A 4,102-nucleotide genomic window follows, 5' to 3' on the forward strand; every position below is an offset into this window, starting at 1 on the left:
TTCTATCTAGCACTTTTGCATAATGCTGAGTAGTTCTCAAATTTTTATGACCTAACATTTTGCTTACGCTTTCAATAGGAACTCCGTTTGTCAATGTTACAGTTGTGGCAAAGGTGTGTCTTGCAATGTGAAAAGTTAATTCTTTTTCAATTTCACAAACTCCGGCTATTTCTTTTAAATAAGCGTTCATTTTTTGGTTCGATAGGATAGGTAGTAGTTTTTCTTCATTTAAACATTGTGGATGATTTTCGTATTTATCAATTATCATTTGAGTTACAGGAAGGATTGGAATTTTTGAAGCACTTTCTGTTTTTTGTCTGTGAGTAAATATCCATTTTTCGCCATCAATACCGAAGCTTATATGCGACTTTGTTAAGTTTTTGACATCTATGTATGCCAAACCTGTAAAGCAGCTAAAAAGGAAGATATCGCGAACTAGCGAAAGTCTTTCTGTTTTGAAATCTTTTTCAATTATGCTTTGAATTTCAGCTTCGGTCAAATAAACTCGTTCAACTTCTTTAACTTTTGATTTGTAGTTGGCAAAAGGATTTTTTTCTAACCAGTCATTGGCCAAGCAAAGCTTGATAATTTTATTGAAGTTTTTTAGGTATTTAACAGCTGTATTGTTAGCACAATTTCTAACGCTTCGTAACCAAAACTCGTAATCCGTAACAAAGGCGTGGTCAATCTTTGTAATATCAATATCTGAAACGTTGTATTTCCATTGCATAAACTCAATAGTATGCTTGAGTGAAGTAGTGTAGCGTTCTAATGTTCCTGGAGCGTATTCTTTTCCAACTAATTCCTTTATTTTGTTGTTGTGGTCTTGGAAGATGGGAACAAGCATACGCTTGGTTTCTGATAGACCAAACAATTCATTCTTTAGATTTTCTGAATTTAAACTGATGTCTTTTTTGAAAAGTTTCTTCTCAGCTTCTAAAACTTGACTTTTTAAGTAATCAAGATGACTATTGATTGTTCTAGCTTCTTCTGTGGAACCTTTTACTTTGCTGCCTTCTGAGGACCATTTATCAGGATTGATATATTTATTGGTGCTAAACTCAAAACGTTTGGTATTGACAGTAACTCTAGTGTAGATAGGACAAACCCCTAAATTGTTGGCTTTTGCTCTCTTGATGTAGAAGAGAATTGATACTGATGTGTTCATTGTTGGTGACCTTAAAGTTAGTATTAAATTTATTCGATTTAATAACTACACACAAGATGTACATTTTTTGAATATGTTGTTGAACACCTTGTAGTAGCGGTGCTTTCGTTGCGAGGTGTCACTTAAAATTTATTTTTTTAGTGACACCTTAAAAGACACCTAAACTTTGAGATTTAATGAATAATTTGATATAGCCCTAAAAGAAAAAACCCACTAAATTGTTGAATTTAGTGGGTTTTAGTACCGTTTGTATTTCTACTAGCGGAGAAAGAGGGAATTGTACTCCTTCTCTAATGCGTTGATATATAAGGATTATATATGTTTTTCCTATTTTAGGGTCTCGCTTTTGCCCCTCAATTTTGAGTTGCAAATTTTCGAAATCTTACGAGTGCAAATATAATCAAATAAATCTTACTTACAAGTATAATTCAAAAAAGATGTCCAACCATTGAACATCTTTAATTTTACTTATAATTTTTCAACCCATTTTCCGATTTCAGTAAGCATTTCAGTAAAATCAGGTTGACCTTTATAATATAGTTTTTTCGTTTTTTTATAGCGTTCTATAAAGCGTTCTCTGAGTTCTGGATTCTTTAGTAAAAAAGCTTCATTTTTAGCAATCGGTATTTCATAGTCTTTGGGTGGAAAACGATTTGCTTTATGCGTTTCATATTCTTCTGTACCAATAAATGCTTTTACAGTATCGTCTTGTAACAAACTATAGACATCATAATATTGACGCATTAAATTTTGTCGTTCTATATTATCCTCTTGTTCTTGCCTAAATTTGGTTGCGATAGTTTGTAATTTCTCGACAAAAGTGTAACCAATATGATAACAAGAAATATCTACAGCTCGATTATCGATTACTTCAACACCTTGTTGCACTGCTTTTTCAAATGCCCAAGATGATATTGTTACGGGATTATTTGGTGTTACAGTGTCGAATCCAACCTCCAATAATATTCCTTCTTTAGCCCCATCAACAGGTTCTGTCAGAGTTTCATAATGTAATCGTATACCGCCACTACGGTATTGTCTTTTGTCGTCAAATTCTTCATCTCTTACTATAGATATGATTCCATCTACTTTTATTTCGTTTGCCAACCCATCGTAAAAGTCTTTCCTTTTTTGAATATTTTTAGGCTTATTGTTGTTTGGATTTTCATTTATTTCCATTTCAACAGGTGGCTTAATGTGAATGTCTATATCTTCAGAAAAACGATGTATAATTCCATGCCCTTTAGAAAGAGACGTACCTCCTTTGAGTTCAAATTGAAATCCTTGTTTTTTTAGACCGTATAAAACATGCATAATCCAATAGTCTTTTTCAACAAGACCAAGCTCAATATTTAATTCTGCTCCCACAATACGAAGCAGATCACGAAAGTTTTTGTGGTTATGTAAGTAGTCTGGCATATTATTGTGTGAGAACAGGCTCTAACATTTTTTTCGCTCTAACACTACCATATTCTTGAAGTGATTTTTTTAGTTTTTTAGCATCCATTGTTCTTGCTTTGGAACGCACTTTTGACACTACTTCATTAGAGTCTTCAGCTAATTGATCGAGATTGTTTAACAAGTCTACTAATAAAAACTCAGGTGTTACTTTGTTTGGGAAATGAGGTTTTACCTTGAATGAAAACATCATACCACCAAGATTAAAATCCCCATGACGTTTATGGTTGTAAACAGTTTTACCATTATATAACTGAGTAGTTCCTACTCCTAAAGAGTTGTATGCATTTAAGGAAGTTACTAAAAAACGGTTGTCTTTGAGAAAAGAGCGCACCAAAACTTCTTCTTCAGGAGGTGTCTTCCCAAAGACAGTTACTTCAGGATAATAGTATAATCCTTGCGACAGTTTTTGTAAAGTGCCTTCCTGTACCAGTTCATCTAAATGACGGTCAACAGATTTTGACCACTTAGACAAATCAGCCCTACGATATACTTTTCCTCGTTTTAAATGCTTTTTTAATTCCTGTAACTTATTCATGAATACAAAGTTAGCAAATAATATTTAATTGCATATGTTTTTATTGAAAATTCATGCAATATACTTTTTTCCTAGTTCAATTTCAATTCTTCTAATCTTGATTTTTCAATATCCGAATAATCTCCCCAGTTCCCTTGATTTATTGAATATACATTTGAATCTAATAAATCTTGTGATTCATTTATAAGTATTTTTTTCACTACATGAGTATCAATAATATCTAAAAATGAACTATCAGTGATACAAATATTTCCAAATTGTTTTGTAATTGCTTTTCCGTAAGGATAATTAATAGTCTCTTTGTCAATAGTCCCAATTACATATTCACCGATAAAACCACATTTTTGTAATGATATTTTTCTTGGTAAAGATTCATCTATTGCTTGTAAAAAAAATTCTTCAACCGATATTATATCTTCATCAGGGTTAATTATAGAAACAGCCCCAATCAGAAAGGGAATCGTTAATCCATTTTCAAAGTAATTATTATCATCAAAATGACATAAAACTTTAAACCAAAGAGGGTAATTTTCCATAATTTCATTATTTAATAGAGTCCTCGTCTGTCCAGAAAAAACCTGCCAATTCAATTTTTTCGATTGCCATCGCAACATCACTGTCTAAATATTTAGATGTGTCAGATGTGAAGTAATCAGAACCCGTTTTAGTGCAAGTAGCTTTTTTTATAATTCCCATATATGAAGGGAAAATGAATTTATCTTTTATAAATTTATCTAATTCTGTATCAGCTTTTGCCTTTATTTCAAAATAACTTTCATCTTCCTCATTTGGGAATGAAATCATTTCATGTTTAATTGCTTTTCGTTTAATATGAAATACACCATCATTTTTTAGTAAATGTGTAAAGTCTTTTTCTAAGTAATTATAACTATCATATATCCATTTACGTTGCTTAATCAACCATTGTCTAAAATTTT

5 protein-coding genes are annotated in these 4,102 nt (G+C 31.7%); all 5 read right to left on the reverse strand.

Features of this window, described 5'->3' with window-relative positions; genetic code table 11:
* A partial coding sequence (locus L6Q46_RS12945) for a site-specific integrase (protein WP_291284658.1) occupies positions 1-1,168 on the reverse strand: 1,168 nt, incomplete at its 3' end.
* A 468-nt stretch (positions 1,169-1,636) separates the two neighbouring features.
* Positions 1,637-2,587, reverse strand: a complete 951-nt coding sequence (locus L6Q46_RS12950; RefSeq protein WP_291284659.1) for a nucleotidyl transferase AbiEii/AbiGii toxin family protein — start codon at positions 2,585-2,587, stop codon at positions 1,637-1,639.
* A 1-nt stretch (position 2,588) separates the two neighbouring features.
* Positions 2,589-3,164, reverse strand: a complete 576-nt coding sequence (locus L6Q46_RS12955) for a DUF6088 family protein (RefSeq protein WP_291284660.1) — start codon at positions 3,162-3,164, stop codon at positions 2,589-2,591.
* 71 nt (positions 3,165-3,235) lie between these two features.
* Positions 3,236-3,700, reverse strand: a complete 465-nt coding sequence (locus L6Q46_RS12960) for a hypothetical protein (RefSeq protein WP_291284661.1) — start codon at positions 3,698-3,700, stop codon at positions 3,236-3,238.
* Between the two features lie 7 nt (positions 3,701-3,707).
* Positions 3,708-4,102: hypothetical protein (locus tag L6Q46_RS12965; RefSeq protein ID WP_291284662.1), on the reverse strand; the 395-nt coding region annotated here is incomplete at its 5' end.

It is taken from the genome of Flavobacterium sp. (genome assembly GCF_023151265.1).
In the GTDB taxonomy this organism is placed as follows: domain Bacteria; phylum Bacteroidota; class Bacteroidia; order Flavobacteriales; family Flavobacteriaceae; genus Flavobacterium.

Bases quoted from the DNA above. Each gene is read 5' to 3' on its own strand.
- L6Q46_RS12950 (WP_291284659.1), bottom strand. From the start codon at position 2,587: ATGCCAGACTACTTACATAACCACAAAAACTTTCGTGATCTGCTTCGT.
- L6Q46_RS12955 (WP_291284660.1), bottom strand. From the start codon at position 3,164: ATGAATAAGTTACAGGAATTAAAAAAGCATTTAAAACGAGGAAAAGTA.
- L6Q46_RS12960 (WP_291284661.1), bottom strand. From the start codon at position 3,700: ATGGAAAATTACCCTCTTTGGTTTAAAGTTTTATGTCATTTTGATGAT.